The following is a 26,116-nucleotide window of genomic DNA, read 5'->3' as shown; positions in this document are numbered from 1 at the left end:
CAAACATGCTCTACGCGCTGCTCTGTTATCACCAGGAAGACGTCGTCTGCGCCTGGACCAAGGAGGAAGACGACGCGGTGATGCAAAAGCTCGCCGTTGTTCAGGAACGCCTTGCCAAGGCGGGCAAGCTCGGGCCGGTGGCGCGGCTGCTGCCGACCACCGCCGCCACCACGCTGCGCAAGGATCAGGATCCGCCGCTGGTGCTCGACGGCCCTTTTGCCGAGACCAAGGAGCAACTGCTCGGCTTCTACATTCTCGACTGCAAGGATCTTGAGGAAGCGCTCGACATCGCCCGCGACCTGGGCGCCGCCAATCCCGGCGGCTCCTATGAGATCCGGCCGGTCGGTCTGTTTCAGGACGGCGGCGCACGGCCATGATGGACGAGGCGCGCTGGATCGGCACCACGCTTGCCGCCGCGCGCCCGCAGGCGCTCGCCGCGCTGCTGCGCTATTTCCGCGATCTCGATCTTGCCGAGGAAGCGTTTCAGGAGGCGTGCCTGCGTGCGCTCCGCACCTGGCCGCAGAACGGACCTCCGCGCGATGCGACCGCCTGGCTGATCTTCGTGGGCCGCAATGTCGCGCTCGACACGGTAAGGCGCCGCGCGAAGCTGACCGAACTGCCGCCGGAGGAGGCGCTCTCCGACACGCAGGACACCGAGGCCGAGATCGCCGAGCGCATCGACGGCGCTCATTACCGCGACGACGTGCTGCGCCTGCTCTTTATCTGCTGCCATCCCGATCTTCCGGCGACGCAGCAGATCGCACTGGCCCTGCGCATCGTGTCAGGGCTCTCGGTCCGCCAGATCGCTCGCGCCTTTCTGGTGAGCGAAGCGGCCATGGAGCAGCGCATCACGCGGGCCAAGGCACGCATCGCCAAGGCCCAGAGCGGCGATGGCGGCGTGCCGTTCGAGGCGCCGGGTGCGGTGGAGCGCGCGGAACGGCTCGGTGTCGTCGCGGCGATGATCTATCTCGTCTTCAACGAGGGCTATTCGGCCGCCGGCGACGCTTCCGCCGCGCGCGCGCCCTTGTGCGAGGAGGCGATCCGTCTTGCCCGGCTGCTGCTGCGCCTGTTTCAGGCGGAGCCGGAGATCATGGGGCTGACCGCGCTGATGTTGCTGCAGCACGCCCGGGCCAGGGCGCGCTTCGACAAGGAGGGCGCCGTGATCCTGCTCGACAGCCAGGACCGCGAGCTCTGGAACCGGCCGATGATCGGCGAGGGGCTCGCCCTGCTCGACAAGGCGGTGCGCCACCGCCGCCCCGGCCCCTATCAACTTCAGGCGGCGATCGCCGCGCTGCATGCGCGCGCGAAAGGCCCTGAGGACACCGACTGGGCACAGATCGACCTGCTCTATGGCACCCTTGAATTCCTGCAGCCATCGCCTGTCGTGACGTTGAACCGGGCGGTGGCGATTTCAAAGCTGCGCGGGCCGGAGGCGGCGCTGGCCATGGTGGAACCCCTCGGCGACAGGCTCACGGGCTATTTCCACTATCACGGCGTGCGCGGGGCGCTGCTGATGCAGCTTGGCCGAACCAGCGAGGCGCGCGACGACTTCATGACCGCGATCAGCCTCGCCACCACGGCCGCGGACGCGGCCCATATCCGCACCCATCTCGACGGATTGAAATAGGAGGCCGCGGCATCGCCGCCCCCACGTCGCCCCTCCCGTCCTCTCGCCGGGGGGGCCGTCAGAGACCGAGCCGGTCGAGGATGCGCCCGCGCAGGATCTCCGCTTGCACCCCGAGCGGCCAGAGGGCGTGGAAGGCGATGGGCTTGGGCGGGACGACCGGCAGGTCGAGCTGGAACGCTCCGCCCTGCAGCAACCGTCCCGCGAGTTGTTCGGCGATGGCCGTGCCGAGCGCCACGCCGCGGCCGTTGCAGCCAAGATAGATCAGCGCATCGGGCGCGGGCTCGTGGATATGGGGCCAATGATCCTTCGTGATGGCGAGCTGGCTGTTCCAGCCATGGGTCCAGCGCACGCCCTTCAGCTGCGGCCAGAGCCGGGCCGCATAGTCGGTGAGATAGGCAATGGGATCCGGTGAGGAGATCGGGCGCATTGGCCCGCGTCCGCCCATCAGCAGCCGCCCCTGCGCGTCGACGCGGTAATAGACGGTGATGCGTCCGCTCTCATAGACAGACGGGCGCGCCGTCATGATGCTGGCGCGGATGTCCTCACCCAGCGGCTCGGTCGCGGCGATGGCGCTGTAGACGGGCACGAGGGTCTGCCGCAGTCCCTGCCACAGATCGTCCGTGAAGCCGTTGGTGGCGATCAGGATCTTTTCCGCGAGCAGCGTGCCGGTAGCGGTCTGGATCGACCAGCCGCTCGCGCTGCGCGCCAGTTTCAAGGCACGGGTGCCGCCATGGATGCGTGCGCCGGCGGCGAGCGCGGCACGGGCGAGGCCGCGCGAATAGGCCAGCGGATTGAGATTGCCGCCGCTGGCGTCGCGCATCGCGCCGAAATAGGCGTCGGTGCTGGTGGCGGCGCGGCTCGCCTCCCGGTCGAGATAGGTGACCGGCAGGCCGCGCACCATGCACTGGCGGGCGGTGGCCTCCACGGCGCCCCGGGCCTTGGCGCTGCGGGCGGCGCGCACCGTGCCGCCGCGATGGGCATCGCAGGCAATGCCGAGCCGCTCGATCAGTGCGAAGGTGCGGTTGGGAGTATCCCAGCCGAACGCGACCATGCGTCGGCCGAGATCGGGACCCCAGGTGGCCTCGATGGTGTCGGGATCGAATTTGAGGCCGGGATTGAGCTGCCCGCCATTATTGCCGGAGGCGCCCCAGCCGACCTCGTTGGCCTCCAGCACCACCACATCGGTTCCGGCCTCGGCCAGATGCAGTGCCGTGGTGAGGCCGACGATGCCGCCACCGATGATCGCCACCGAGGCGCGTTGAGTACCATCCAGCGGCGGTGTTACCGGCGCGGGTGGGGCATCGAGGCTGTAGACGTTCGGAGGCAGCGGCCTGGAAGGGGTCATGCGTTGCGTCCCGGGCAGCGGTCAGGTTGTCGCTTCGGGCAGGAACAGCTTGCCCGGATTCATCATGTCGGTCGGGTCCAGCACCGCCTTGATCTGCCGCATCAGCGCGAGCTCGGCCGGGTTCTTGGTGCGGGCGAGGCGCTTGCGATAGGTGGTGCCCACCCCGTGTTCGGCGGTGATGGAGCCGCCAAGCTCCATCGCGACATTGTCAATGATGACGTCGATGGCGTCGGACGCTTCCTCAAAGGCCTCGGAGGTGGCAAAGCGTTCGTGGGGGAACAGCACCACGACGTGGATATTTCCGTCGCCGATATGGCCGACCATCATCACATTGGCATCGGGAAAGGCCGCCAACACACCGTTCTCGACCCGGGTCACGAAGGCCGGCTGCTCGGCGACCGGCACGGAGGTGTCGTGCGACATGGTCTTGCCGGCGAGCTTGAATTCGCCGGTCACGCCGTGGCGCAGCTTCCAGATGGCTTCTTCCTGCGCGAGGCTGGAGGCGATGATGGCATCCGAGATCAGCCCGGCTTCGAACGCCTCGGCCAGCAAGCCTTCCATGGCGTCGGTAAACGGCGTGTCGGGCTGGGAATCGCCGACCTCCAGCAGCAGGTACCACGGCGCCTTCTGCCCGAAGGGCATCACCGTGCCGGGCACGTAGCGCAGCACGAAGTCCATGTAGGAGGAGCCGATGATCTCGAAGCTCGAAATGCTCTCCCCGAACACCTTGCGCGCGCGGGCGAACATGGCGAGCGCGTCCTCGACGCTGGACAGCTGCATCATGGCGATGGAGCGTGAGCGTATGCCGGGGAACAGCTTCAGCGCCGCGCCCGTGACGATGCCGAGCGTGCCCTCGGCGCCGATGAAGAGCTGCTTGAGGTCGTAGCCGGCATTGTCCTTGCGCAGGCGCCGCAGGCTGTCGAGCACCGTGCCGTCGGCCAGCACCGTCTCCAGCCCGAGCACCAGCTGGCGGGTATTGCCATAGCGAAGCACGGAGATGCCGCCGGCATTGGTGGCGATGTTGCCGCCGATCTGGCAGCTGCCCTCGGCGCCGAGGCTGAGGGGAAAGAGCAGACCCTCCTTCGCCGCTGCCGCCTGGATATCGGCAAGGATGCAGCCGGCCTCCACCACCATCGTCTCCTCGGCGGGCGAGACGGCGCGGATGGCGTTCATGCGGTCGAGGCGGATGACGATGGCGGGCCGGGGCTCAAGCGGGGTGGCACCGCCGCACAGGCCGGTATTGCCCCCCTGCGGCACCACCGCGATACCCGCCCGGGCGCAGGCCTTGACCACGCGGGAGACCTCCTCGGTCGAGGCCGGCCGCGTCACTGCCAGCGCCTTGCCGTGGTAGCGGCCGCGATGATCGGTGAGGAACAGTTCGGTGTCGACGGCCTCGGTCAGGACGTAGCGTTCCCCGAGAATGGACGTCAGCTCGGCGAGGAAGGCGGTGTGGGACATGGGGGAAAACCGGGAGAGCGGGCAGGCGGGAGACGCGGGGAAAGAAGAACCCCGCCCCGGTGACGGGACGGGGCGCCGTCAATGGTCGATCAGGTGAGCATCCATTCGGCGTAGCGCTTCTGCACCGCCGTGTAGTTCTCGCCCCACCACTTGGAATTGACGATGACGTTCTTGCCGTTGGTCAGGTCGGGCAGGAATTCCTTGGCCGGCGAATTCTTCACCTCGTCCATCGCCGCGACGCTGTTGGGCAGATAGTAGCCGCGCACGGCCCAGGCCACCTGCCGGTCGGGCTTCAGGCAGAAGTCGATGAAGCGCATCGCCGCTTCCTTGTTCTTCGTGCCCTTGGGGACCGCGAAATAGTCCAGCGAATTCACGGTCTGCTCGAAGGAGAAGGCGAGCGGCGCGCCGGCCTTCTGCGCCGATTTCACCCGATTGAAGTAGCTGTAGGAGAAATCGCCTTCATTCTGGACGACCGCGTTCACCTGGTCGGGCGTGGTCGCCGCCCACCGGGATACGTGCGGCTTCATACGGTCCAGCGCGCGGAACGCCCGGTCGACGTCAAGCGGATACAGATCCTTCGGCGCCACGCCGTCGGCGACCAGCGCGACTTCCAGCGTCTCGGAGGCAAGCGAGCGCATGACGCGCCGGCCAGGGTACTTCTCGAAATTGTAGAACCCGGCAAAGTCGGTCGGGTGCTTGCCCTCGGGCGTGCGCTTTTCGTCCCAGAGGATGCCGCCGCTGTAGAGGTACATCGGCATGTAGTCGGTCTCGGGCGGGGAGACCAGCGGGCCGGGCTTGATGATTGACATGTCCAGCTCTTCCCAGAGCTTGTCGCGTGCGCCGGAGGTGGCGAAGGCGGCGGGGGCGTCGATCACGTCCCACTGGACGTTGTTGCCCTGGACCTGCGCTTTCACCTTGGCCATGTCGCCATTGTCGACGAGGACGACCTCAATGCCGGTTGCGGCGGTGAAGGGGTCGGCAAAGACCGCGCGGACGGATTTGTTGTAGTCGCCGCCCCAGGAGGTGACGGTGAGCGTGGTGTCGGCGGCCGCGGCGCGGCCGGTGAACACGGCGGGCGCGGCCATGAGGCCGAGCAGGCCGGCACCCCCGCGCAGAAGGCCGCGCCGGGACGTGGTGAGCAGTGTCTTGGACATATGCACTTCCCCTCTTTTTGTCGTGATGACGGGCGTCGCTCAGCGGGCCGGTTCCGGTGGAAGCAGGCGGGCATGGGCGGGCAGCCACGTGGCGTGAATCCGGTCCCCGCGGCGCGCGCCGACGCGTCCGGGCTGGTTCAGTTCCTGGACGATGAGGTGGGTGCCGTCGGCGCAGCGCAGGAAGTGTCGCACCACGCCACCGAGCAGGATGGAATCCTCAAGGTGTCCGGGAATGCCTGTTGCGGTGCTGGAGGCATCAAGCGCCATGTTCTCGGGGCGGATCAGCAACACCGCGCGATCGCCGGCTTTCATGGCCATTTCGGGTGCCGGCACGGGAAAGGTGCCGAGCGAGGTCTTCAGCGCATAGGTGCCATCCGCCCCGGTCTCGACCGTGCCGGAAATGAGGTTCGACGAGCCGATGAACTCGGCGGAGAACATCGTCTCCGGCTTGAAGTAGAGCGAATCCGGCGTTCCCTGCTGCTCGATGCGTCCGCCATTCATCAACACGATGCGATCGGACATGGTCAGAGCCTCGTCCTGATCATGCGTCACGTAGAGCATGGTGATGCCGAGCTCGGCGTGCAGGCGCTTGATCTCCAGCTGCATCTGTTCGCGCAGCTTCTTGTCCAGCGCGCCGAGCGGCTCGTCCATGAGGATGAGCGCGGGGTTGTAGACGATGCAGCGGGCCAGCGAGATGCGCTGCTGCTGGCCGCCGGAGAGTTCGCGCGGACGCCGGTCGGCGACGTGGCCAAGCTGGATGAGATCCAACGCCTGCTGGACCTTGAGCCTGATCTCCGCCTTGGGCAGGCGGCGCACCTGAAGCGGGAAGGCAATGTTCTCGAACACGCTCATATGCGGCATGAGCGCGTAGTTCTGGAACACCATGCCCAGGCCGCGCTGGTTGGTCGGCAGCGTGGTGGCGTCGCGGCCATTGATGACGATGCGCCCGGCACTGGGCTTGACCATGCCGGCGATGAGATTGAGCAGGGTCGACTTTCCCGACCCCGATGGGCCCAGCAGGGTCACGAATTCGCCCTTGGCGATGGACAGGTCGGTTTGCTGCAGCGCGTGGACGTCGCCATAGCTCTTGGCAAGGCCATGAAGCTCGACCATGGCGGAGACAGGGGATGGGGTCATGCGGAGGCCTCGGTCTTGCTCTGCATCGCGATGATCCCGAGGGCGATCAGCAGCGAGAGCACGGTAAGCAGCGTGGAAACCGCCGCGAGCACCGGCGTCAGTTCCCAGCGGATCGATGAGTACATCTTGACCGGCAGCGTCATGCTGTTGGTGCCGGTGAGGAAGTAGGCCACCACCACTTCGTCGAGCGACATCAGGAACGCGAACAGCGCGCCCACCGCGATCGACGCCTTGAGCTGGGGCAGCACCACCTTGAAGAAGATCGTGATGCGCGAGGCGCCCATGATGGAGGCGACCGTCTCCAGCGCCACGTCGGAATGGTGCAGGCCGGACATCACCGAGACCATGATGTAGGGCGTGGTCAGCATGATGTGCGCCAGAACGATGCCGGCAGTGGTGTCCAGAAGGCCCCAGTTCGAGAACTGCAGATAGAGGCCGAGCCCGAGCACGATGACGGGCACCAGCATCGGCATCATGAACAGGCCCTGCAGCCCGGCGCGCCCGGGCAGCCGGGACCGCGCCAGCGCATAGGCGGCGGGCACAGCGAGGGCGAGCGCGACGAGCGTTGTGATGCTCGCGACGAAGAGGCTCTGCACGGTGGAGCCCCACCACGCCGGGTCGGTGAAGAACTGGCGGTAGAGCTGGAGCGTGAACTGGCGCGGTGGAAACTCGATCTGTCCGGGATTGCCGAAGGAGATCGGAATCACGATCAGGCTCGGGAGCAGCAGGAACAGGTAGCAGGTCCACGCGGCGGAGGAGACAAGGCCGCGCATGAGGCGGCTGGAGCCGAACAGCTCGTTCATGCGCCGGCTCCCGCAAGCCCGCGCGACCCGCGCACCTGCCCGAGCAGCGCGACCAGCACGCCCGACAGCAGCAGCAGCACGACGGCGGTCGCCGAGGCGGCGGTCCAGTCCAGCGTCTGTCGGGTGTAGAAGTCGACGAGGTTGGCGACCATCATGTCCTGCCGCCCGCCGAGCAGCGCGGGAGTGATGTACATGCCAATCGACAGGGTGATGTTGATCAGCACCCCCGCGATCACACCCGGCATGGAAAGCGGCAGGGTGATCTTCCAGAAGATCCGCAGCGGCCCCGCGCCCATGGTCTCGGCGGCGAGAATGAGCCGGCGGTCGAGCGAGAGAAGGCTGCCGAGGATCGAGAGGATCATGAACGGCAGCAGGAAGTTGATCATGCCGAGGATGACGCCGACCCGGTTGAACATCATCGGCAGGTTGACCGTGCCCCCGCTCAGCAGGCCGAGAAGCTGGTTGATCAGGCCCTGATTTCCGAACACGGCCACCAGCGCGAAGCTCTTCACCAGAATGCTGGTCCAGAACGGCAGCATCACCATGATGAGATAGGCGGTGCGCCGGCGCGGCGCCTGCGCTGCCAGATGGAGCGCGACAGGGTAGCCGAAGAGGAGACTGACGAGCGTGCCGCCGATGGCGATCTCGAAGGTATTGCGCAGCACCTTCATGAACAGCGTGCTGGTGGCGAGATCGGCATAGGCGTTGAACGAGAACTGCCCATCATAGACGCTGGTCCACACCGTCATGCCCAGCGGATAGAGCAGGATCAGCAGCATCACCGTCGTCAGCGGAGCCAGCAGGAGGAGAGCTGTCCCTGAGCTGAGATCCGATGCGGAAGATGAGTTAGCCAAGGGTGGCGCGTCCTTCGTTTTCCGGGCAGGCCGGGCGAGGCTGTGCGCCCGGGCGGATCGGCTTCGACCCCGTAGGGCACGCGAGGACTATGACAGCGGTGTTTTAGTTCCGCAATGTCGGCGTTCAAAATTCTGAAAACTAAAAGTGCTAAATATCCGCGTTCACCCAGAACACCGACGCGGGCCGGGTGCCGAGATTCGCGAAATGGTGCGGCTTGTCGCTGGAGAAGGCGAAGCAGTCGCCCTCATTCAGGCTGAAGGTCTCGCCGTCGATCTGCAGCTCCAACGAACCGGAGAGCAGGAAGCCGATTTCCTCTCCCTTGTGCGAATAGGGCTGGGGTCCCGAATTGCAGTTGGGCTGGATCACCATGAAGAAGCCGCGCAGCCGCTCGCTCGCCGCGGGCGAGGCGATGTCCTTGCGGATGCCGTCGATGTCGAGCAGCCGTGAACGGTTCCCGGCCCTTACGATATAACGACTTTCCGACGCGCTGCTCTTGATCTGCGAAGGGTCGATCAGCCAGGCCGGCATCACGCCAAGCGCGTTTGCGACGGTATAAAGCGTGCGCACGGTCGGCGAGACGAGGCCGCGCTCAAGCTGCGAAAGCGTGCCGATGGACACGCCCGTCGCCTTGGCAAGCTCGGAAAGGGTCATGCTGGCCTTGAGCCGCAGGTCGCGAATGCGCTGGCCGAGCCGCTGGGTTTCTTCGTCGGGATTGTTCATGCCGGTCGACATGCGGGTAGTGTCATCAGCAATCTTCATGGGCGACATGGAGGAGAAAAATCCGTTTCATTCGACCGGTTCTCCTGCCCCGAGGCAGGTTCCTACAGTGTATAGCGATAACGGCCCATCGCGAACAAGCCAATTCATTTTTCAGAAAACCAAAAATGCGGTAAGGGTGCTGAAACGAACGCCCTGTCCTCACACGGTCCGGCTCCTCGACCGTATTTTCGGGATTTCTCTTCATGTCCGCTTCCATCGACTGGCGCGCGCGCGCCGCCGCGCTTCCCTTCAACGGCCAGGCTTTTGTCGGCGGTCGCTACATCGGTGCACTGTCGGGCGCGACGTTCGACAGCATCAACCCGGCAAACGGGAAGGTCCTGACGCAGGTCGCCGCCTGTGACAGCGCCGATGTCGACCATGCGGTGGGCGTGGCGCGCGCCGCCTTCGAGAGCGGTGTCTGGTCGCGTATGGCGCCGCGCGAGCGCAAGAAGCGGCTCAAGGCCTTTGCCGATCTCATCTGCGCGCACACCGAGGAACTGGCGCTGCTCGAAACCCTCGACATGGGCAAGCCGATCCGTGACAGCCTCTCCGTCGACCTCCCGCTCTCGGCGCAGTGCATCGAGTGGTACGCCGAGGCGATCGACAAGGTCTATGACGAGATCGCCCCGACCGCCACCACCGCGGTCTCGCTGATCCGCCGCGAGCCGCTCGGCGTCGTCGCCGCCGTGGTGCCGTGGAACTTCCCGCTGCTGATGGCGGCCTGGAAGCTCGGCCCGATCCTCGCCGCCGGCAATTCGGTGATTCTGAAGCCGGCAGAACAATCGTCCCTCACCGCCATCCGGCTCGGCGCGCTGGCCGCCGAGGCCGGTATTCCCGACGGTGTCTTCAACGTCCTGCCGGGCTTCGGCGAGACCGCCGGCCGCGCGCTCGGGCTGCACATGGATGTCGACGCGGTCGCCTTCACCGGCTCGACCGAAGTCGGCAAATACTTCCTGCAGTATTCCGGCCAGTCCAACATGAAGCGGGTCGGCCTCGAATGCGGTGGCAAGAGCCCGAACATCATTCTCGCCGACGCGCCCGACCTCGACGCGGCCGCCACCGCCGCCGCCTGGGGAATTTTCTACAATCAGGGCGAGGTCTGCAACGCCGGCTCACGCCTCGTCGTCGAGGAGAGCGTCAGGGAACAGGTGGTCGAGAAGGTGATGGCGGTCGGCGGCGCCATCAAGGTCGGCGATCCGCTGGATCCGGCGACCGAAATGGGCGCCATGGTTGACGAGCGCCAGGCCGAGCGGGTGATGGAGTACATCGAGAAGGGCGTCGCCGAGGGCGCGCGCCTGCGCATGGGCGGCAAGCGCATGGCGGCCGAGGGCTGCTTCATCGAGACCACGCTGTTCGATGGTGTCACCAGCGACATGACCATCGCCCGCGAGGAAATCTTCGGGCCGGTGCTCGCCACCATCGCCGCCAAGGACATCGACGACGCCATCAAGATCGGCAACGACACCACCTACGGTCTCGCGGCCGCCGTGTGGACGCGCGACATCAACAAGGCGTTCAAGGCCTCGTCGGCGCTGCGGGCGGGCGTGGTGTGGGTGAACTGCTTCGACCATGGCGATATTTCCTCGCCCTTCGGTGGCTTCAAGCAGTCCGGTTTCGGCCGCGACAAGTCTCTGCATGCGCTGGAAAAATACACCGAGCTGAAGGCGACCTGGATCAATCTGGGCTGAGGGGGCGGCAATGGCCAAGGCGATGTTTCGCGGGTTGATCCCCGCCTTTCCGACCCCGCTGAACGCGGATGGCACACTCGACGAGGACAGCCTCGCGCGCATCGTCGACTACCAGATCGTGCGCGGTGCGTCCGGCCTGGTGCCGGTCGGGGGCACGGGCGAGGCGAATTCCTTCAGCCTTGCCGTACGGCGGCGCATCGTCGAGGTCACGGTCGCGGCGACGGCGGGCCGGGTGCCGGTTCTCGCCGGGGTGCTGGATCCCGGCCTCGGCGGCGCGCTGGAGAGCGGACTTGCCTATCGCGAGGCGGGTGCCGACGGGCTGATGGTGATCCCGCCCTACTACGCCCGCCCCGATCAGGAGGGCACGGTGCGGTACTTCCGGGCACTGGTCCCGATGCTGCGGCTGCCCGTCGTCTTCTACGACAATCCCTATCGCACCGGCATGGTCACGCTGCCGGCCACCATTGCCCAGCTTGAGCGGGAAGGGCTCATCGTGGGTATGAAAGCCTCCAGCACGGATCTCTATCACTTCGCCCAGACCGCACGTCTGGTCAGCGATCGCTTCTGCCTGTTGTCCGGCCAGGATACGCTGTTCGTCGAGCAGGTGATGCTGGGTGCGATGGGCGGCGTCCTCACCTCGGCGTCGCTGCTGCCGGGCTACTGGCACGAGGTCCAGACGCTGGCGGAGGACGGTCACGTCAAGCAGGCACTGGCTCTGCAGGGCCGGCTTCATCCCTTGATGGATGCGCTGTTCAGCGAGCAGTTCCCGGAGGCGGTGCGCCGCGCCTTCGCGCTCATCGGCCTGCCGATCGGCCGCTCGCTGCCGCCCGTCGGTCCCCTGTCCGCCGCCGCCGAGGAGCGGCTTGCCGAGGCTGTCCGCCAGCTTGTCGAGGACGGTACGCTCGGCCCGCTGTGAGCGTTCTTCGTCAGGATCGCAGGGGCTGGTTCATCTGGTTGAGCGTCTGAGGCGCCTCCGGGCAAGGCTGCGCGCCTCGGCTCAGTCCGCGGACGTGGCCTCGGGTGTGCGTGCGGCTGCCGGCGCGTTGGGATCGCCGGGCTCGGTCTCCCAGGCGAGGCCCGGAATGGCGATGATCCGCCGGCCGAGTCCGTCGAGGCGGCACACGATCACCTGCCGCTCTTCCATATAGGCGAGGAGCCGCCGCGCCCGGCCGGGCGAGCGGCTGCCGAAGGCCTGCGCCACCTCGGCATCGGACGGGCAGATACGGCGATCGAAGGCCGCGCGGGCCACGGTGAGGAAGGTGCCCTGCATGTCCTCGGGCAGGGCACCCGCCAGGGTCAACACCTCTCCCCAGGGCGAGTCGTCCGCTTCCGCCTCGGCGAGGTCGATGCCGGCATGGGCCACCGCGAGGCGGCGGCGGAAGGCCGCAAGACTGAGCGGCTCGCCGGTGATCCGGCGGATCCGGCAGCGCACCAGGAAGTCCTGATAGAGCACGGCGATGGTACGGAACCCGGCGTCCGACTGGTCGAGGATCTCGCGCAGAGCCGAGTCGATGGCAGCCTGACGCTGCTCCGGCGACAGGGTGGGGGCGGGCGCAGGGGTCGGCACGGAGGCAGGCTGAGGGGCGCTGTCGGAGGCGGTCTCCAGCGCTTGCGTCGACGGCACGCTCCGCGCGAGCTGGGCGAGCACATCCGCGGTGGACGCCACCGGAGGGGGGCGGCGCGGCGCGAAAAGGCGGTCCTCGTTGGCGCCGGGTGTGAAGATGAGTTCCTGAGCGTTCTCGGCAGAGCCCATCTGCGGCAAGGGCATCAATTTGGGGCTGGTGGAGCGCGGGGCGGTCTCAACCGGTCCGATATGGACGGTCAGCGGCCGGCGCGCCAAAGCCGGGCCGAGCGCGACGAAGCGACCGCTCTTCAGATCGCGGAACATCTCCGCCTGGCGTCGCTCTAGGCCGAGCAGGTCGGCGGCGCGGGCCATGTCGATGTCGAGGAAGGTGCGGCCCATGAGGAAGTTGGAGGCTTCCGCGGCCACGTTCTTGGCGAGCTTTGCCAGGCGTTGGGTAGCGATGACGCCCGCAAGGCCGCGCTTGCGTCCCCGGCTCATCAGGTTGGTCATGGCGCCGAGCGAGACCTTGCGGGCCTCGTCGGAAACCTCGCCCGCGGCCATGGGGGCGAAGATCTGCGCCTCGTCCACGACGAGGAGAAGAGGGTACCAGAAGTCCCGATCCGCATCGAACAGACCGCCAAGGAACGCGGCCGTCGCGCGCATCTGCTGTTCGGCGTCGAGTTCCTCCAGGTTCAGTACCACGGAGACCCTGTGCTGGCGGACCCGCGCGGCGATGCGCTGAAGGTCCGCCTCGCCCCTCTGGGTATCCACCACGACGTGGCCGTACCGTTCCGCCAGGGTGACGAAGTCGCCCTCGGGATCGATGACGACCTGCTGCACCCAGGGCGCGCTCTGTTCCAGAAGACGGCGCAGCAGGTGCGACTTGCCGGAACCGGAATTGCCCTGCACGAGCAGGCGGGTCGCGAGCAGCTCCTCGAGGTCCAGCGCGACCGGGCTCCCGTCGGGGTGGGTGCCCAGATTGATGGATACCTTGGCGGGTGCCGTCATCTCGGCACCGGTCCCGCAATTTGGAGGCAGAGGGTCATCGCAGGACTCATAGTGATTCCCACCCCGCGTTCAACCGCGCGGAGCGGCGGTCCACCATTCAATGGCCGTGTGCGGCACGCCAGACGCACCGTTCCGGCGAGCGGCGTTGGCGCACGTGCCTTTCAGTGGAGCAACAGGCACCTCACCGGGATGCGATCGACCTGATGCCGGAGCCGGTTTCCGAAGCGCCGTTGCGAAGTGATCTCGAACGCCCTCGTCTACCTGGCCGCTCTCGGATCAAGGGAACCCAACACCGAGGACGCCAGCATTCGCGATCGGACCTGCCGGTCATAGTCTCCTTCTCCGGTATTCCGTCCATAAAGGGCGGCGTCCAACGCGGCCGTCTCGCAGCCGGTCACCCGCAGGCCGAGTTCACGGCGGCGGCGGAGATAGGCTTCGCTCGCACGGCGAAGGGCGACGAGGTCTCCGGAGCGGGCCGCGCGCTTCAGCTCTCGCCGCGTCGGATCGAAGGGAGACAGTCGCTGGAGCGCACGCCGCAGATCCGCCCTTCGCCGCGGTGCCAGCCCGGAGACGCATAGGCCAAGCCCGGTCAGGATCCCGAGGGCCACGGCTATCACGCCCATCGCCTCTTCCGGGGAGGGCAGCCGGCCGGTGCCGCTCCGATTGTCGTGGAAGCTGGCATAGCCGAAGGGAAGCGCGGGGATTTCCGCTGTTCGCATCTCGCGGGTCACCGTGTCGAACCACGGGATGGAGACGGGCGGCAGCACGCCGGGCTCTCCCGTCTTGGGGCGCAGATGCCATTCCCAGACCAGCGTCGTCACCGGGCCGGTGGCCGTTGGCAGCATCTCGCGCTGCTCCGGTGCGGCAAAGCTGATCAGCCAGGGCTCGCGAAGGGCAGGGCGCGGCGGCAGCATATGCGGCAGAGCGCCATCCGCCTTCAGCGTGACACGACGGACCAGGGTCTCGCCGTCGCGCAGCGCGCCCGGCGCGGCCGACAGATCGTCCTCTATTGTCAGGTTGCGCGCCGACAGCGGCGTTCCCTTGTCGGGATAGGGGGCGATGGCAAGGCTGACCGGCGCGGCCGTCACGTCGAGTGGAGCCCGCAGGTTCTTCTCATCGACCACGGTGAGATGATGCGTCACCGGGCCGATCGCCAGCGTTCCGGCGTGGCGAGGGAAGACAGCGAGATGGCGTTCGAACACCCGGACGGTGCGTCCTCCGATCTCCTCGTCGCGCCACTGGTCGCGCGCAAGCTGCATCCAGTCGTAATTCTCCGAGCTGGGGAAAGTCAGCGTCTCCAGCGCAATCCGGCTGGTGTATTCGCCCCTTAGCGTCACCGGCAGCATCTCGCCAACGACCGGACGCACGCCTTCCGGCAGTAGCAGCCGCAGGCTGTCCGCCTGGGCGGCACCGGCGAGCAGGAGCAGGAACAGGCCGATCCACCTCACCATCTTTCGCCCTCCTCGGGACGCAGCAGGCCGAGGCCCGCCCGCCGCTCATATTCCTTGCGCAGGCGCAGGCGCAGGAATTCGCCGGGATCGTCGGTCAGCGTCTCCAGCCACGCATCCGAGGCCGCGAAGCCGCGCGCCTCGATCGGCTTCTTCCCGGTGGGATCGGGCGTGCCCGCCAGGGTGGGCTTGTCCGCCTGCGCGGAGGGGCCGAGGCCGCCCTCGCCCGGCAGCCGGCCCGGCACGGTCGTTTCACCGGTCGTCTTCGGCACCATGGCATCGACCAGATCGCGCAGCCGGCGCGCCTCGGCGTCCGAGGGACTGGCGAAGAGCACGGCGTCGAAATAGGCGACCGCCAGGGCATGGCGGCCGTTGGCGGCGAGCGTCAGCGCGCGATTGAAGGTCTGGCTGCGCCCCGCCGCGGCGAAGGCGGCATCGGCGGCGGCATAATCGCCCGCCCGGTAAAGAGCGAGGCCGCGCGCGGCGCCCTCATCCAGCAGCCGCGCGGCGGCGCTCGGCGCCCCGCTGTGCAACAAAAGGCGTCCCCAGGCAGCGGGGCCCGCGACGAGGACGCAGGCGAGCCCAACCGCGGCGACGAAAGCGAGACGGAGGCGCACGGCAGAATTCATGCGCGCCTCCGGAAAAGGCTCAGCAACGGCAGCCCCGCCAGCGCCGCGAGATAGGGACCGAGATCGAGGAACGCCAGGGTCGAGAGTGCCGGATCCCGCGCCAGCGTGCCCCGCTGCGAGAGGCGTCGCAAAACGGCGGAGGGGGTCCGGGCAGGAGCGGCGAGGCTTCCAAGCGCTTCAAGAGCCGCAGCGTCGGCTGAGCCACCAGCGGGCCCGGTCAAGGTGAGGACGGAAAGCCGCACCCCGTCGCCGGCGAGACGTTCGGCTTCCGCGCGCGCGGCGTCGTCGACGCCCCCACCGTCGGAGATCAGCACGAGATCGGCATCCCGGCTCGCGTGCAGCATCCGCCGCGCCAGCGCGAGCGCACTGGCGGGGCGGCTCCCGCTGCCCGGCATGGTGTCGCGTCCGAGCACGGCGATCTGGCTCTCCAGCGTCGCCGGGTCGGCCGTGGGTGCCGCCACTTCATAGGCCTCGCCGGAATAGAGCAGCATCCCGACCGGGCGCCCGGCCGCGGCGGTCAACAGGTCGGCGGCGGCGGCCTGCGCGTCGGCGAGGGCCGGGCTCTCCGCCACGGAGGGCGACATGTCCAGAGCGATCAGGATTGCCCCGCTCCCCGCCAGCACCGGCGCATCCGCGCGCGGCACTGCGGGACCGCAGAGGCCGAGGCTGAGCAGAGTGGCCGAAGCCAGCAGGGCCACGCTCTGGCCGCGCGTCCCCGCCTGCAGATGTCCCAGCGCCCGCATCGCCGCGAACATGGCCGGCGGCATCACCCGCGACCATCCGCCGGCGTGCGGGCCACGTCGCCACTGCCATATCGCGAGGGCAAGGAGCAGCGGCAAGGCGGCGAGCCACCAGGGACGAAGCAGGACCAGCTCGTTCATGCCCGCCTCCACACGGCGAGCAGCAGCACGAGCGCCAGGGCCGCGCCGCCGGGCCACATCCAGAGCGGGCGCCAGTAGCGCAGCGGCGGGCGCTTCATCGGGTTTGGCTCGAGCTGGTCCAGCGTGGCCGCCATCGCCTCAAGGTCCGCCATGCTGCGCACCCGGAAGCTGGTGCCGCCGCCTGCCTCGGCGATCTCCCGCAAGGCGAGGGCGTCCACCGCCTCGCGCGAGGCCGGCTGGCTCTCAAGATCCTCCGGGCCGAGCGCGATGGTGTGAACCCGCACCCCATGGCCGGCGGCCAGGCGCGCCACGTCCGTCGCCTGAACCTTGCCGGACGTATCCACCCCGTCCGACAGCAGGATAACGACCTTTGTCGTGGCGTCGCTGCTCAGCATCCGCCGCGTCGCCAGTCCCAGCCCGTCGGATATGGCGGTGGAGCGGCCGGAAATGCCGATCTGAGCGGTGTCGATGGCGTGGGCCACCGACGCGACGTCGAAGGTCGGCGGCTGCGCCACATAGGCCCGGTCGCCGAAAATCACCAGCCCGATCCGGTCGCCGCGCCGCGCGGCGACGAAGCGTGCCGCGACGCGCCTGACCGCATCGAGCCGCGAGAGCGGCTTGCCGTCGAGAACGAAGTCCTCCCTGAGCATGCTGCCGGAGAGGTCGAGGGCGAGCAGAATCTCCCGGCCCGATGCGGTCACCACCTCGCCCGTGGCGGAGACCTGCGGGCCGGCGAGCGCCGCTACCAGCGCGATCCAGGCAGCCAGAAGAACGACGCGTCCCGCCCGATCCCCGCCGCCGCGGGCCGGAAGCGCCGCGGCGAAGGCCCCGGACGGGACGCGCAGCGCGGCCTCCGCCGGCGCCCGAGCGGCGCGCATACGGGCCGCGATCAGGGGCAGCGGCAGCAGCAGCAGGGCGAGCGGAAAGGCCAAGGTCACGGAAGGCGTCATCGCCGCGCCCGCCTCGCCTTGAGCGCGATGCGCTCGACCGCTTCCGGCGAAAGCGGCGGGGCACCGCCATAGGCCATGGCGCGCAGTTCTTCCGGCAGGTGTCCGAGAAGACGGCCTATCTCTAGCACCCGCTCCTGCGGCGCCATCCCCCGGGTCGCACGAATGAGGGCGCGGCGTGACGGGCGGTGCGCGAGGAAAGGGGCAGCCACAAGCGCAAGCAGCGCCGCCAGCAGCAGCCCGATGCCGAACAGGAGCAGCAGGTCGGCAGCGTTCACCTGCATCAGCGCCGGCGGCAGGCGACCTTCCGGCAAGGCCAAAATGAGCTCAGCCTGCGTCATGGTCGATGACCTCAAGGCTGACATTCAGTGCGCGCAGACGCTGCGCCAGCGCCGCGCGGTCGAACGGCCGCAGCCGCGCAAGGCAGGCGAGCGCCCCGGCCCGTATAGGCAGCGCAAATTCGGGAGACGCCGTCTCGATCATGTCCAGCGGCAACAGGACCCGGACCTGACGGCGGCGGGCGAGCCGGGCCAATGCGGGCTCGTCTTCCGGCGCGAGGCCCTCCGGCCCTGTGGCGACAAGTACCTCACCACCGGGCGGAGCGAGGCGCGCGGCACGCAGGAGCGCCTCCTCCAGTGACGGCGCCCCCTCGCCAGCCCCGAGCGCCCGGTCGTGGCGGCTGGCGAGCATGTGGCAGATGCGGACCATCTGCGGGGCGCCACCGGCCAGGGGCGCCACCGCCACGCCCTCGGCGGTGACGCTGATCGCGGCCAGCGAGGCGCTCCGCGACACGGCCTTCCATCCTCGCCGTGCCGCCAGCCGCGCCGCGCGCACCGAGCGCAGCGACGCGCCGGTGCCCCACAGCATCGGCGGCCGGAAATCGACGATCAGCAACAACGTATCGTCCCGGTCCTCATGAAAGGTCCGGACATGCGGCGTGCCGGTGCGGGCGGTGGCGGAAGGGTCGACGCGGCGGGCGTCATCGCCCTCGGCAAAGGCGCGGATCTCACGCAGATCCATTCCCGCGCCCGGCGCTCTGGTGGGTGCGGCACCCGGTCGACGGGAAGCCGGCTGCGCTCGCCCGGTTCCTGGAGCCCCCTCGCGCAGCGCCAGCAACTCGCGGGCATCAAGCCGGATTCCAGGCGCCTCCAGCGCGGCGCTCACCATGGCTCGACCAAGCGCAGGATGTCGGCGACGAGGGTGCGCCCGCTGCGTCCCTCACCGATCGCCGACCAGCTCGGTATCAGCCGGTGGGCAAGCGCGTCGGGCGCGAGGGCGATGACATCTTCCGGCAGCACATAATCACGTGCCCTGAGCCAGGCGCGCGCCTGCGCGGCCACGGCCAGCGCGAGCGTGCCACGCGGCGAGACGGGATGCTCCACCCATTGCGCAACCGCGCCGCCGGACCGAGACGCCATGACAAGCCGGACGATGAAGTCCTTCAACGCCGGCGCCAGATGCACCCGCGCCACCTCATCCTTCGCGGCGTGAAGGGCATCGGCCGATAGCGGGAGGGCGTCAAAGGTGGGGACGTCTATCCGTTCGGCGGAGACGAGATCGAGGATGGCGCGCTCCTGCTCCGCCTGCGGAAGGCCAAGCGAGAGATGGAGCAGGAACCGGTCCATCTGGGCTTCGGGAAGTGGAAAGGTTCCCTCGTGCTCGATCGGGTTCTGGGTGGCGACGACCATGAAGGGATCGGGCAGAGGTCGACTGACGCCGGCGCTCGTCACCTGGCCTTCGGCCATTGCCTCAAGCAGCGCCGACTGCACCTTGGGGGGCGCGCGGTTGATCTCATCGACCAGCACCAGCGCGTGGAACAGGGGGCCGGGCACGAAGTCGAAGCCGCCGCTCTCGGGGCGGAACACCTGCGTCCCCGTGAGGTCAGAGGGCAGCAGGTCCGGCGTGCACTGGATCCGCGAATGGCTGCCGGGAAGGTGAGCGGCGAGCCGCTTGACCGCGCGCGTCTTGGCAATGCCCGGGGGCCCTTCGATCAGCACATGACCGCCGGCGAGAAGGGCGATCAGCAGCCGCTCCACCAGATCTTCATGGCCTATCAGTCCGGCGGCGACGGCGGCGCCGAGTTGCGCAACCGGATGGCTCATCTCGTTCATGCGGCGGGCTTCCCGTGCCAGAGATTTCACCGGCGAGCATGGGATGGCCGGGCGTAGGCCGCCAGAGAGGGCTTCCCTCCCCATCCGGGAAGATCGCCCGGGTCAGAGCGGCAGGCGGGCGACCGCGCGCATGCCATTCTCCACCGGGGCCAGCACAAAGCTGCCGCCGAGCGCGTCGACCCGCTCGCGGATGCCGAGCAGGCCGTAGCCACTGTCGATCGTGCCGCCATGGCGGGGGGAGCCGTCATCGGCGGCGGTCAGCGTGATGGCGTCGCCAACCTCGATGTGCAGCGCGATGTGCGTCGGGGTGCCGTGCCGGATGGCGTTGGTCACGCATTCCTGCGCGATGCGGTAGAGGCTCAGCGCGAGGTCGTCCGGCACGGCGTCGATGGGGCCGGCGAGCCCCAGCTCGAAACGTACCGACGGCATGCGCGCGCGCCAGTTGGCAACCATGCGCTCCAATGCCGGGCGCAAGCCCAGATCATCGAGGTCCGGCGGCCGCAGCCGGGCCAGCTCGGCCCGCAGGCTGTCCATCATCTGGCCGGAGATCTCGGCAATGCGGGCCCCGTCCTGCGCCGTGCTTTCTCCCGATTGGGCAATCGCCGCCGCCATGGCGCGGGTCGCCGTCAGGCACTGGCCAAACTCATCGTGCAGCTCGCGCGCCAGCGCCCGCCGCTCGTTTTCCTGCACCGAGAAGAGCCGACGTGTCAGCTCGGCACGCGCGGCCTGCGCCTCCTGCAACGCCGCCGCCGTGTCGTTCACGGCGCTGCTCAGCCGGTCGAATTCCGCCACCCGCAGACGCGGCAGGCGGCCGGTGAAGTCGCCCCGCTGCAGGTGCTCGATGCCGCGCAGCAAGAGTCCGAACGGCGCCAGCAGGCGGATCATGAGCAGGCCGGTCAGCACCGCGCCGCCGATGGCCATCCCGACGGCCACCCGCATCAGGTCGCCGGTGCGGGCCCAGGCGCGGGTGACGATGACGCCGGGATCGGCGATGGCCGTGACATAGGCGTCCGAGACGTAGCGGGTGCGCACCGGCACGGCGACCGGCTCCGGCACCAAGCCGAGCCGGTTGGCCAGCCAGACGAACCAGTCCGGCGGCGTGGCCGCCGCCAGATAGGGCCCACAGCGTCGCTGTATCGGCTGGTCGCGGGGACCCAGTTCGACGCAGATCCCCGGCGCGATGAGGCTCCAGGCCGGAAACTGCTGCCAGTCGCGGAAAACCGGCGTCGGCGCCACGCCGCCGAAAGCCAGCCCCTCGAAACTGGGCCGGGCGGCAATGGCGTCGGAAACGAGAGCCGCCGTCGTCTGCGCGTCGCGGCGCGCTGCTCTCGCCGTGTCCCACAGCACCCACCCCGCCGCGACGACGACGGTGAGCAGCCCTGCGGCCAGCACCCGCATGACAAGCTGCGGGAGAAGGCCGCGCATCACAGGACGGGCACGAGGCCGGCGCGCTGCGCCTTGAGCACGAGGTCGGCATCGCCCGACGCGCCCAGCTTGGCCCGGATCTGCGACAGGTTGTTCTGAACCGTCTTGGACGAGAGGTTGAGGTCGCGGGCGATGGCACGTCCGTTCATGCCCCGCATCAGCATCAGAAGAATGTCACGCTCGCGCGGGGTGAGGCCGGCGGCCGGGTCGTCCTCGACCACGGTGCGCGCGAAGTCCTGCGCCACGTCCGTGGACAGGGCGCGCCGCCCGCCCATCACCGTCGCGATGGCACGGACGAGTTCGTCCGGTGGACTGGACTTCGAGACGAAACCGCGCGCTCCGGCAGCCATCGCCTTCTGAGCGAAGACGGCGCCCTGATGCATCGAAACGATGATGATCCGCGCCTGGGGATCGTCGGCAAGGATCGACTCCACCGCTGAAAAGCCTCCCCCGCCAGGCATGGAGAGATCCATCAGCACGATGTCCGGCCGGAGCTCGGCGAAAGCGGCCAGCGCGGCCTCGCCGTCGCCGGCCTCGGCGACCACCGAAAGCCCCGGCTGGCGTCCGAGCAGGCGGCGATAGCCCTCGCGCACAATCGGATGATCATCGACCAGGAGTATGCGTATGGGATCCATGGGCCGACGATAGCCCGGGCAACGCGGTGGACCAAGAGCCGTGCCACCTAGCCGTGCCGCCTGCCACGCTCCCGCGTGGCTCGCGCGCCCGCACCGAGGGCGATGCGCCAGGGTTCCAAGCGGGACCGCCAACGGCGGGCCACCGGCAAGCTGGTTGGCTTCGGACGAAGTTCCGCTCCTGATCCCGGCTGTGTGAGAACAGGCGAGTCGGGTCGACGCTTCCCGCAGGAATACGAGAGGGTTCGGATGCACCGTTCCGTTGAAGGCTCCGCTCGATCCCGGCTCTGCCTCCTGGCAATCCAGCGTTACGACATCCCCAACCCCACACCGGCTGTGGTGCCATCAAGGGTCTGCTGCCCAACGGCCCGCACCATGTGCGCGACGTTCTCGCGACCCATATCCTCAACAAGGTGTGGGAGGCGGCGCGAGGATAGAGGGCGCGATCCGCGAATCTCTTCGCCGCCCGCCGCAATCTGCTTCCGCAGTGCTTCCGTGGCGAGACAGAGGCGGATAGCCCAGAATAGCTTCTTGATAAGTCGCGGATTTTGCGATCGAAAATGGCGCCTCAGCGTTGATGAAACCGAGACCTACGTTTCCGCCGGTGCAGGATAGCGGCGACATCCGCCATCGACAGCGCCGGGCCGGAGACGGCAAGGACGCGCTCCCCCTTGGCGGCCGGATGGGTCATGGCGTGGATGTGGAGATTGGCCGCGTCGCGGACGTCGACGACACCGAAGTACACGTCGGGTAAGCCCGGCATCGCGCCGTCGCGGGCCGGAACGATCAGCTCGTTTTCGTCCTTCGGCTGTTGTCCGGGAAAGGGCGAGGCGACGTGCAGGACATAGTCGCAACCTTCGACGGCATGGGCCCATCCTGCGTCGGCCATAAGATCGGCGGAAAAGAACGAAAGTCGTTCCAAAGATGTGACGCCGGCTCCGGACAGCATGGTGCGAACTTCCGGTGCATGATCGAGCCCTTGAACTGTCGTACGGACGTCGCGCCCGGCCGTCAGGAGCTGAAATATGATGTAGTTACCTAATAAATCCCGAGACTCCGGTTACAAGAACTGTCGTCGTAGTCACTTTGTTTTAGGAGTTATTTTGCGTGTGATGTGATCATCTTCAAGTGGGATGAAAGAGCATGCCTAGTATGGAAAATCAGACCAATGGCAGCGCAGCGAAAGTGCTTCGGAAAGATCCCGACCCGATCGATCTCGGCCAGTTCCAGACGGCCGTCAACGCCGTCGTCGGCAAATGGAAGATCGAAATTCTGTGCCGCCTGATGGGCGGACCGCGCCGCTTCGGCGAGTTGCGGCGGGATCTTCGGGGGCGTCACCCAGCACATGCTGACGGCGCAATTGCGTGATCTGGAACGATGCGGCCTGGTGACCCGCACCGCCTATGCGGAAATCCCGCCACGTGTGGAGTACGAATTGACCGAGGCGGCCTATGCGCTGCGGTCGGTCTGCGACGCTTTGCTGGAATGGTCGCGCAAATATGCCGATCAGCTCGCTCTTTGCCCGCATTGCCCCGATCCGCCTAGGGGTGATGCCCAAGCCTTTCGACGACCAAGTCCAGGAGCGCGCGCAGGCGCGGCATGCGCCGCATGTCGCGATGGTAGCCGACCCAGGTATCGCGGCCCGGAGGCGGTTCACCGAGGTCGACCAATTCAAGGCCGGGCGAGCTGTCGCCAAGCGGTCGTGGCAGCACAGCAACTCCAACACCCGCCGCGCACAAGCGGGCCTGCACCTCGCGATTGTTGCTACGGCTGATGACCGTCGCCTTCGGCAGCCTGGCTTCGACCCAGGCCACATCAGGCATGCCGCCGAAGGCGGTATCCATGAGAACCAGGCGTGCGCCGGCGCCGTCACCGCTGGTTGGATGAGGTGAGCCCGCTTTGACATAGGCGCCATAGGGGAGATGCAGCAGCCGTCGCGACACCACCTCGGGATCATCGAAGGCCTTGATACGAAACACCAGGTCGGCCTCTCGCCTCGGCAAGCTGTAGAGCCGAGGGTCGGTCAGAAGCTCGACGACCACCTTGGGATGGAGCGTCGCGAATTCGGCGAGGACAGGCGACAGCATCAGCACTCCGAACCAGTCGGAACAGGACACCCGAAGGAGTCCGCTCAGCGCCATTTGCGAACCAACCAGCTCGCGTTCAAGCGCGATCGCCTCGTCTTCCATGCGCTCGGCATGGGCGAGAACGGCTTGGCCTTCGTCGGTCAGGATGAAGCCATCGCGGGTCCGTTGAAAGAGCATCTGGTCAATCGCTTCCTCAAGCGCCCGCAAACGGCGGCCCATGGTCGGCTGGGTCTGTCCGATCGCACGAGCGGCGCCGCCAAGTGTTCCCTCGCGGGCAATGGCCAAGAAGACCCGGAGATCACTCCATTCCATCAGCTAGATCCAAACAAGAATGCATGGGTACCAAACATTATCTATGATTTCCATGCATTAAAAGAAAGGCAATTCTGGGTCATTCGAAACGAGGCTCTGATTAAGATGAAAGCACTGGTCGTCGACGCTGCGAACGGACCGTTCCGGTTTTCCGAACTCGAACAGCCGGCGGCTAGTGCCGGCGAGGTTCTGGTCAAGATCCACGCAAGCGGCGTGAACCCTCTTGACACGAAGATCCGGGCCGGCGCTGCCGCCCATGCCAGGCACCCGCTTCCGGGTATCCTTGGCATCGACTTGGCGGGCGTGATCGTGGCCGTCGGCGAAGGCGTTGAAACGTTCCGGGTTGGTGACGAGGTCTACGGCATGACGGGCGGCGTGGCCGGCGTACAAGGCTCGCTGGCCGAATATGCGGCGGTGGACGCGAGGCTCATCGCCAGTAAACCGGGCAACCTTTCCATGCGCGAAGCCGCCGCTTTGCCGCTGGTGGTCATCACGGCCTGGGAGGGCTTGGTCGATCGTGTCAATGTCGGCGCCGGTCAGACCGTGCTGGTGATCGGCGCCGCAGGTGGCGTCGGCCACATCGCGCTACAGATTGCCAAGGCGCGGGGTGCGACGACCTTCGGTGTCGATCGTCCCGGTGCCGCCGACTATCTTCATTCGATTGGTGCAACGCCGGTCGACAGGGCGAGCGCGGTCGCGGCATACGTCGCCGAGTTCACCGGCGGCAAGGGTTTCGATGTGGTTTATGACTGCGTCGGCGCGCTGGACGACGCCTTCCAGGCGGTACGCCGCTTCGGTCACGTGACCAGTTCGCTCGGCTGGAGCACGCATTCACTCGCGCCGCTTTCCTTCCGGGCGGCGAGCTATAGCGGCGTCTTCACCCTTCTGCCGCTGCTGACCGGCGAAGGCCGCGAGGCGCATGGCCAAATCCTCGCGGAGGCAACTCGCCTCGTCGAAGCGGGCCAGCTTGTGCCACGCATGGACGAGCGGCATTTTTCGCTCGAAGAGGCCGAAGATGCCCATGCCGTCGTCCGGGATGGCCGTGCGAACGGCAAGGTCGTCGTCGAGGTGGTCAAGGCCTGATCAGGTTCAATTTCTTCACAAAGGCGTTTCTCACGGCCAAGACTTGGCGGATTACCGGTTGCTATCGGGTTTCGGGCGCATTCCCGCCGAGGCCGCGCTGGCGCGGCGACAATGTCGTTGCGACGGCGCGCGACATAAGCGGCGTCGGGCATTTGACCGGACGCCATTCTGAAACGGCTGCGATAGTCCTGGTGGACGTCACGCGGGATGGCGATGCAGCGGCCGCAGTCGCCAAGGCCGAGGAAGCTCTCGGTGGCCTCGACATTCTCGTCAACAATACCGGTTCCGGGCTGATCGGAGCCGTTGAGGAATGCGATCCCGCCGAGTAACGGCCGATGTTCGAGACGAACCTGTTCGGCGTCATCGAGACGACCCGCGCGGCGCTGCCGGCACTGCGACGGCGTCGGGGCGGCCGGATCATCAACTTCTCCTCGGTCGGCGGCATCACCGGCCGCCAGGGCTTTGGCTTTTACAACGCCACGAAATTCGCGGTCGAGGGGCTCTCGGAGGCCCTTTCCGACGAAGTCGAACCGTTCGGCATCGACGTGATCATCGTCGAGCCGGGAGCCTTCCGGACTGATTTCCTCGGCCGTTCGATCGGCACCGCTTCGCTCAGGCTTCCCGCCTACGAGGAGACCAGCGGCAAGACCCGCGAGTTCAGCCAGGCCAACAACAACGCACAAGCCGAAGATCCGAGCCGCGCGATCGACGTGTCACTTGAAGCTGTCGATTCCCCTACGCCGCCGCCGCGCCTGCCGCTGGGCAGGGACGCGTTCGCGCGCATCCGGGCGAAGGCCCGAAAGGCTGCGGGGCGAGATGGCCGCCTGGGAGGGCAAGGCGGCAGTGACCGGGTTCGGAGAATGACTATCGGAAGTGTCCCGGAACTTCTCGTCTTACTCGACGGATAAGAGCGTCAGAGTCGAAAAAATTGAAAGTCGTGATCGCAGCTTGGAGCGCCTCCGGCCGGCGTTAGGCGATCTTAGCGCTCTCTAGCGTAGATTTGGCGCACCCGGCACGATTCGAACGTGCGACCTTTGCCTTCGGAGGGCAACGCTCTATCCAGCTGAGCTACGGGTGCTTAGGGCGCGAGGCCTGCGCCCGGCTTTCATAGTCGAAGCGGCGGTCGCGGGCAACTGGGGTCGCAGCATGTGTCCGCCTCCCTC

25 protein-coding genes, 1 tRNA gene and 2 pseudogenes are annotated in these 26,116 nt (G+C 67.6%); 8 read left to right on the top strand and 20 right to left on the bottom strand.

Features of this window, described 5'->3' with window-relative positions; all coding sequences use genetic code 11:
* Positions 1-5: 5 nt before the first annotated feature.
* Both G3A50_RS08290 and G3A50_RS08285 read left to right on the top strand, forming a co-directional pair.
* A complete protein-coding gene (locus G3A50_RS08290) occupies positions 6-377 on the top strand; it encodes a YciI family protein (RefSeq protein WP_163074794.1) in 372 nt (123 codons plus the stop codon).
* Positions 377-1,627, top strand: a complete 1,251-nt coding sequence (locus G3A50_RS08285; protein WP_210255291.1) for an RNA polymerase sigma factor — start codon at positions 377-379, stop codon at positions 1,625-1,627. The genes G3A50_RS08290 and G3A50_RS08285 overlap by 1 nt, the downstream gene beginning before the upstream one ends.
* A gap of 58 nt (positions 1,628-1,685) precedes the next feature.
* On the opposite strand, the gene G3A50_RS08280 is transcribed toward G3A50_RS08285, so the two are convergent.
* The 7 genes from G3A50_RS08280 to G3A50_RS08250 form a co-directional block, all read right to left on the bottom strand.
* Positions 1,686-2,972: an NAD(P)/FAD-dependent oxidoreductase gene (locus tag G3A50_RS08280; RefSeq protein WP_163074792.1), complete on the bottom strand. Its 1,287-nt coding sequence runs from the start codon at positions 2,970-2,972 to the stop codon at positions 1,686-1,688.
* Positions 2,973-2,993: 21 nt separating this feature from the next.
* Positions 2,994-4,430 (bottom strand): FAD-binding oxidoreductase, encoded by a 1,437-nt coding sequence (locus tag G3A50_RS08275; RefSeq protein ID WP_163074791.1) that lies wholly within the window; start codon positions 4,428-4,430, stop codon positions 2,994-2,996.
* 89 nt (positions 4,431-4,519) lie between these two features.
* Complete coding sequence (locus G3A50_RS08270; RefSeq protein ID WP_163074790.1) at positions 4,520-5,584, bottom strand: polyamine ABC transporter substrate-binding protein; 1,065 nt, start codon at positions 5,582-5,584, stop codon at positions 4,520-4,522.
* A gap of 39 nt (positions 5,585-5,623) precedes the next feature.
* Entirely contained in the window at positions 5,624-6,721 is a 1,098-nt protein-coding gene (locus G3A50_RS08265; protein WP_210255253.1) for an ABC transporter ATP-binding protein, read from the bottom strand.
* Positions 6,718-7,524, bottom strand: coding sequence for an ABC transporter permease (locus tag G3A50_RS08260; protein ID WP_163074789.1), 807 nt, complete (start codon positions 7,522-7,524; stop codon positions 6,718-6,720). The genes G3A50_RS08265 and G3A50_RS08260 overlap by 4 nt, the downstream gene beginning before the upstream one ends.
* On the bottom strand, positions 7,521-8,378 hold the full coding sequence (locus G3A50_RS08255) for an ABC transporter permease (protein WP_246252246.1): 858 nt from the start codon (positions 8,376-8,378) through the stop codon (positions 7,521-7,523). Before G3A50_RS08255 ends, G3A50_RS08260 begins: the two co-directional genes overlap by 4 nt.
* A 148-nt stretch (positions 8,379-8,526) precedes the next feature.
* A complete protein-coding gene (locus tag G3A50_RS08250) occupies positions 8,527-9,138 on the bottom strand; it encodes a helix-turn-helix domain-containing protein (protein WP_163074788.1) in 612 nt (203 codons plus the stop codon).
* Between the two features lie 203 nt (positions 9,139-9,341).
* Between G3A50_RS08250 and G3A50_RS08245 the strand changes: the two genes are divergently transcribed.
* Complete coding sequence (locus G3A50_RS08245) at positions 9,342-10,826, top strand: aldehyde dehydrogenase (RefSeq protein ID WP_163074787.1); 1,485 nt, start codon at positions 9,342-9,344, stop codon at positions 10,824-10,826.
* A 10-nt stretch (positions 10,827-10,836) separates the two neighbouring features.
* The gene (locus G3A50_RS08240) at positions 10,837-11,742 is read left to right on the top strand and encodes a dihydrodipicolinate synthase family protein (RefSeq protein WP_163074786.1); all 906 of its coding nucleotides are present in this window, start codon (positions 10,837-10,839) and stop codon (positions 11,740-11,742) included.
* Between the two features lie 81 nt (positions 11,743-11,823).
* On the opposite strand, the gene G3A50_RS08235 is transcribed toward G3A50_RS08240, so the two are convergent.
* The 11 genes from G3A50_RS08235 to G3A50_RS08185 all read right to left on the bottom strand — a co-directional run bounded on the left by G3A50_RS08235 (position 11,824) and on the right by G3A50_RS08185 (position 22,420).
* Positions 11,824-13,398, bottom strand: a complete 1,575-nt coding sequence (locus tag G3A50_RS08235) for an ATP-binding protein (protein WP_163074785.1) — start codon at positions 13,396-13,398, stop codon at positions 11,824-11,826.
* A 257-nt stretch (positions 13,399-13,655) separates the two neighbouring features.
* Positions 13,656-14,849 (bottom strand): BatD family protein, encoded by a 1,194-nt coding sequence (locus G3A50_RS08230; protein WP_163074784.1) that lies wholly within the window; start codon positions 14,847-14,849, stop codon positions 13,656-13,658.
* Positions 14,843-15,475, bottom strand: a complete 633-nt coding sequence (locus tag G3A50_RS08225) for a hypothetical protein (RefSeq protein WP_163074783.1) — start codon at positions 15,473-15,475, stop codon at positions 14,843-14,845. The genes G3A50_RS08230 and G3A50_RS08225 overlap by 7 nt, the downstream gene beginning before the upstream one ends.
* Positions 15,472-16,356, bottom strand: coding sequence for a vWA domain-containing protein (locus G3A50_RS08220; protein ID WP_163074782.1), 885 nt, complete (start codon positions 16,354-16,356; stop codon positions 15,472-15,474). The genes G3A50_RS08225 and G3A50_RS08220 overlap by 4 nt, the downstream gene beginning before the upstream one ends.
* Positions 16,353-17,306, bottom strand: coding sequence for a VWA domain-containing protein (locus G3A50_RS08215; RefSeq protein WP_246252244.1), 954 nt, complete (start codon positions 17,304-17,306; stop codon positions 16,353-16,355). Before G3A50_RS08215 ends, G3A50_RS08220 begins: the two co-directional genes overlap by 4 nt.
* A complete protein-coding gene (locus tag G3A50_RS08210) occupies positions 17,303-17,644 on the bottom strand; it encodes a hypothetical protein (protein WP_163074781.1) in 342 nt (113 codons plus the stop codon). The genes G3A50_RS08215 and G3A50_RS08210 overlap by 4 nt, the downstream gene beginning before the upstream one ends.
* The gene (locus G3A50_RS08205) at positions 17,631-18,323 is read right to left on the bottom strand and encodes a DUF58 domain-containing protein (RefSeq protein ID WP_246252241.1); all 693 of its coding nucleotides are present in this window, start codon (positions 18,321-18,323) and stop codon (positions 17,631-17,633) included. The genes G3A50_RS08210 and G3A50_RS08205 overlap by 14 nt, the downstream gene beginning before the upstream one ends.
* A 140-nt stretch (positions 18,324-18,463) precedes the next feature.
* Entirely contained in the window at positions 18,464-19,414 is a 951-nt protein-coding gene (locus G3A50_RS08200) for an AAA family ATPase (protein ID WP_163074779.1), read from the bottom strand.
* Between the two features lie 102 nt (positions 19,415-19,516).
* Complete coding sequence (locus G3A50_RS08195) at positions 19,517-20,839, bottom strand: histidine kinase (protein WP_163074778.1); 1,323 nt, start codon at positions 20,837-20,839, stop codon at positions 19,517-19,519.
* On the bottom strand, positions 20,839-21,474 hold the full coding sequence (locus tag G3A50_RS08190) for a response regulator (protein ID WP_163074777.1): 636 nt from the start codon (positions 21,472-21,474) through the stop codon (positions 20,839-20,841). The genes G3A50_RS08195 and G3A50_RS08190 overlap by 1 nt, the downstream gene beginning before the upstream one ends.
* Positions 21,475-22,039: 565 nt before the next feature.
* Positions 22,040-22,420, bottom strand: coding sequence for a Rossmann-fold NAD(P)-binding domain-containing protein (locus G3A50_RS08185; RefSeq protein ID WP_163074776.1), 381 nt, complete (start codon positions 22,418-22,420; stop codon positions 22,040-22,042).
* A 203-nt stretch (positions 22,421-22,623) separates the two neighbouring features.
* Between G3A50_RS08185 and G3A50_RS08180 the strand changes: the two genes are divergently transcribed.
* Both G3A50_RS08180 and G3A50_RS22925 read left to right on the top strand, forming a co-directional pair.
* Complete coding sequence (locus G3A50_RS08180) at positions 22,624-22,839, top strand: winged helix-turn-helix transcriptional regulator (RefSeq protein WP_343037836.1); 216 nt, start codon at positions 22,624-22,626, stop codon at positions 22,837-22,839.
* Positions 22,817-22,921: pseudogene (locus G3A50_RS22925) on the top strand (winged helix-turn-helix transcriptional regulator); the annotation flags it as partial. The gene G3A50_RS08180 and the pseudogene G3A50_RS22925, both read left to right, overlap by 23 nt.
* A gap of 91 nt (positions 22,922-23,012) precedes the next feature.
* On the opposite strand, the gene G3A50_RS08175 reads toward G3A50_RS22925, so the two are convergent.
* Entirely contained in the window at positions 23,013-23,870 is an 858-nt protein-coding gene (locus G3A50_RS08175; RefSeq protein ID WP_163074775.1) for a LysR family transcriptional regulator, read from the bottom strand.
* 105 nt (positions 23,871-23,975) lie between these two features.
* Here G3A50_RS08175 and G3A50_RS08170 point away from each other — a divergent pair, with 105 nt between their 5' ends.
* On the top strand, positions 23,976-24,953 hold the full coding sequence (locus G3A50_RS08170) for a zinc-dependent alcohol dehydrogenase family protein (RefSeq protein ID WP_163074774.1): 978 nt from the start codon (positions 23,976-23,978) through the stop codon (positions 24,951-24,953).
* 152 nt (positions 24,954-25,105) lie between these two features.
* A pseudogene (locus G3A50_RS08165) lies at positions 25,106-25,861 on the top strand (SDR family NAD(P)-dependent oxidoreductase).
* Between the two features lie 93 nt (positions 25,862-25,954).
* Here G3A50_RS08165 and G3A50_RS08160 read toward each other — a convergent pair.
* Positions 25,955-26,031 (bottom strand) — tRNA-Arg (locus tag G3A50_RS08160).
* Positions 26,032-26,116 lie beyond the last annotated feature (85 nt).

The sequence above is a fragment of the Ancylobacter pratisalsi genome, assembly GCF_010669125.1.
GTDB lineage: Bacteria > Pseudomonadota > Alphaproteobacteria > Rhizobiales > Xanthobacteraceae > Ancylobacter > Ancylobacter pratisalsi.
Note: the sequence above shows the minus strand (reverse complement) of the source record. Positions and strands in the feature narration are given on the sequence as shown.

Excerpts from the sequence above, each read along its gene's own strand:
- G3A50_RS08285 (WP_210255291.1), top strand. The coding sequence starts at position 377 with ATGGACGAGGCGCGCTGGATCGGCACCACGCTTGCCGCCGCGCGCCCG.
- G3A50_RS08240 (WP_163074786.1), top strand. The coding sequence starts at position 10,837 with ATGGCCAAGGCGATGTTTCGCGGGTTGATCCCCGCCTTTCCGACCCCG.
- G3A50_RS08280 (WP_163074792.1), bottom strand. The coding sequence starts at position 2,972 with ATGACCCCTTCCAGGCCGCTGCCTCCGAACGTCTACAGCCTCGATGCC.
- G3A50_RS08235 (WP_163074785.1), bottom strand. The coding sequence starts at position 13,398 with ATGACGGCACCCGCCAAGGTATCCATCAATCTGGGCACCCACCCCGAC.
- G3A50_RS08210 (WP_163074781.1), bottom strand. The coding sequence starts at position 17,644 with ATGACGCAGGCTGAGCTCATTTTGGCCTTGCCGGAAGGTCGCCTGCCG.
- G3A50_RS08220 (WP_163074782.1), bottom strand. The coding sequence starts at position 16,356 with ATGAACGAGCTGGTCCTGCTTCGTCCCTGGTGGCTCGCCGCCTTGCCG.
- G3A50_RS08290 (WP_163074794.1), top strand. The coding sequence starts at position 6 with ATGCTCTACGCGCTGCTCTGTTATCACCAGGAAGACGTCGTCTGCGCC.
- G3A50_RS08250 (WP_163074788.1), bottom strand. The coding sequence starts at position 9,138 with ATGAAGATTGCTGATGACACTACCCGCATGTCGACCGGCATGAACAAT.
- G3A50_RS08260 (WP_163074789.1), bottom strand. The coding sequence starts at position 7,524 with ATGAACGAGCTGTTCGGCTCCAGCCGCCTCATGCGCGGCCTTGTCTCC.
- G3A50_RS08265 (WP_210255253.1), bottom strand. The coding sequence starts at position 6,721 with ATGACCCCATCCCCTGTCTCCGCCATGGTCGAGCTTCATGGCCTTGCC.
- G3A50_RS08215 (WP_246252244.1), bottom strand. The coding sequence starts at position 17,306 with ATGACGCCTTCCGTGACCTTGGCCTTTCCGCTCGCCCTGCTGCTGCTG.
- G3A50_RS08175 (WP_163074775.1), bottom strand. The coding sequence starts at position 23,870 with ATGGAATGGAGTGATCTCCGGGTCTTCTTGGCCATTGCCCGCGAGGGA.
- G3A50_RS08170 (WP_163074774.1), top strand. The coding sequence starts at position 23,976 with ATGAAAGCACTGGTCGTCGACGCTGCGAACGGACCGTTCCGGTTTTCC.
- G3A50_RS08225 (WP_163074783.1), bottom strand. The coding sequence starts at position 15,475 with ATGAATTCTGCCGTGCGCCTCCGTCTCGCTTTCGTCGCCGCGGTTGGG.
- G3A50_RS08205 (WP_246252241.1), bottom strand. The coding sequence starts at position 18,323 with ATGGATCTGCGTGAGATCCGCGCCTTTGCCGAGGGCGATGACGCCCGC.
- G3A50_RS08185 (WP_163074776.1), bottom strand. The coding sequence starts at position 22,420 with ATGCTGTCCGGAGCCGGCGTCACATCTTTGGAACGACTTTCGTTCTTT.
- G3A50_RS08270 (WP_163074790.1), bottom strand. The coding sequence starts at position 5,584 with ATGTCCAAGACACTGCTCACCACGTCCCGGCGCGGCCTTCTGCGCGGG.
- G3A50_RS08275 (WP_163074791.1), bottom strand. The coding sequence starts at position 4,430 with ATGTCCCACACCGCCTTCCTCGCCGAGCTGACGTCCATTCTCGGGGAA.
- G3A50_RS08230 (WP_163074784.1), bottom strand. The coding sequence starts at position 14,849 with ATGGTGAGGTGGATCGGCCTGTTCCTGCTCCTGCTCGCCGGTGCCGCC.
- G3A50_RS08190 (WP_163074777.1), bottom strand. The coding sequence starts at position 21,474 with ATGGATCCCATACGCATACTCCTGGTCGATGATCATCCGATTGTGCGC.
- G3A50_RS08180 (WP_343037836.1), top strand. The coding sequence starts at position 22,624 with ATGGAAAATCAGACCAATGGCAGCGCAGCGAAAGTGCTTCGGAAAGAT.
- G3A50_RS08245 (WP_163074787.1), top strand. The coding sequence starts at position 9,342 with ATGTCCGCTTCCATCGACTGGCGCGCGCGCGCCGCCGCGCTTCCCTTC.
- G3A50_RS08200 (WP_163074779.1), bottom strand. The coding sequence starts at position 19,414 with ATGAACGAGATGAGCCATCCGGTTGCGCAACTCGGCGCCGCCGTCGCC.
- G3A50_RS08195 (WP_163074778.1), bottom strand. The coding sequence starts at position 20,839 with ATGCGCGGCCTTCTCCCGCAGCTTGTCATGCGGGTGCTGGCCGCAGGG.